Genomic DNA, 1,160 nt, shown 5'->3' on the forward strand with positions numbered 1-1,160 from the left:
GCCCTTGTATGTAGCAAAGTACGCCCAGGCCGCCACAGGCCGACCAGCCCAGGGTAGGCGCTTCGGCGCCATGCCGAGGGAGAGCGAGGGTCGTGGTGGCCGACCTCATTCGCCATGCGGACAGCCCGAACGGTTGTGAGGTCCATTGAGGCCGTATCGAACACAAGGAAGGGCGCTGTCATGAGCGAAGAGATCTTCATCGGTATCGACGTTTGCAAGGCCTGGTTGGACGTGGCTCAGGTGCCCGCCCCTTCGGCCGACAAGTCCGGGGAGTTGACCAAGCGGGTGGACAACGACGAACCCGGACGAGCAGTGCTGGTGTCGCAGCTCAAGAAGCTGGGGCCCACGCTGGTGGTGGTGGAGGCCACTGGTGGTTTCGAGGCGGCGCTGGCGAGTGAGCTGTGCGCGGCCGGAATCGGCGTGGCGGTAGTCAATCCCAAGCGGGTGCGCGACTTCGCCCGGTCGATGGGAATCCTTGCCAAGACGGATCGGCTGGACGCGCAGGTGTTGGCCAGATTTGCACAGGTCAACCGTCCCCAGGTGTACGCACTGCCCGACGAGACTCAGCAAGAGATCATCGAACTGGTGGATCGTCGAGCACAGCTGGTGACCATGCGCGCTCAGGAAAAGAACCGCTTGTCCACGGTCAAGCACGCGGCGCGCACGAGCGTACGACAGCACATCGAGTGGCTGGATAAGCGGATCAAGGAGATCGACAAGGATTTGGACGGTCGCTTGAAGGACTCGACGATCTACCAGCCCAAATACGAGTTGCTGGAGAGTGTGCCGGGCGTCGGCAAAGTCACCATCATGAAGTTGCTCGGGCGTCTGCCTGAGTTGGGCAGCTTGGACCGCAAGCGCGTGACGGCGCTGGTGGGACTGGCGCCGATGGCTCGTGACAGCGGCAAACGGCACGGCCCTCGCTACATCCAGGGAGGACGAGCAGACGTCCGCACGGCGATGTACATGGCCGCGCTCACGGCCAAACGGTACGACGGGCCCATCAAGGCGTTGTTCGACCGCCTGCGCCTGGCAGGCAAACCCTTCAAGGTCGCGATGACCGCATGCATGCGCAAGCTCTTGGTCATCCTCAACGCCATCTTCAAAACCGGCCAACCCTGGAGAAGTGCCGAGGGCGCTTGACACGGTTGCTCTCCCGC

1 protein-coding gene is annotated in these 1,160 nt (G+C 63.1%); it reads left to right on the forward strand.

Features of this window, described 5'->3' with window-relative positions:
* Positions 1 to 180: 180 nt before the first annotated feature.
* The gene (locus AC07O8_RS27240) at positions 181 to 1,143 is read left to right on the forward strand and encodes an IS110 family RNA-guided transposase (RefSeq protein WP_495051020.1); all 963 of its coding nucleotides are present in this window, start codon (positions 181 to 183) and stop codon (positions 1,141 to 1,143) included.
* The last annotated feature ends 17 nt before the right edge of the window (positions 1,144 to 1,160 follow it).

Source organism: Roseateles sp. GW821-FHT09G09, assembly GCF_059415965.1.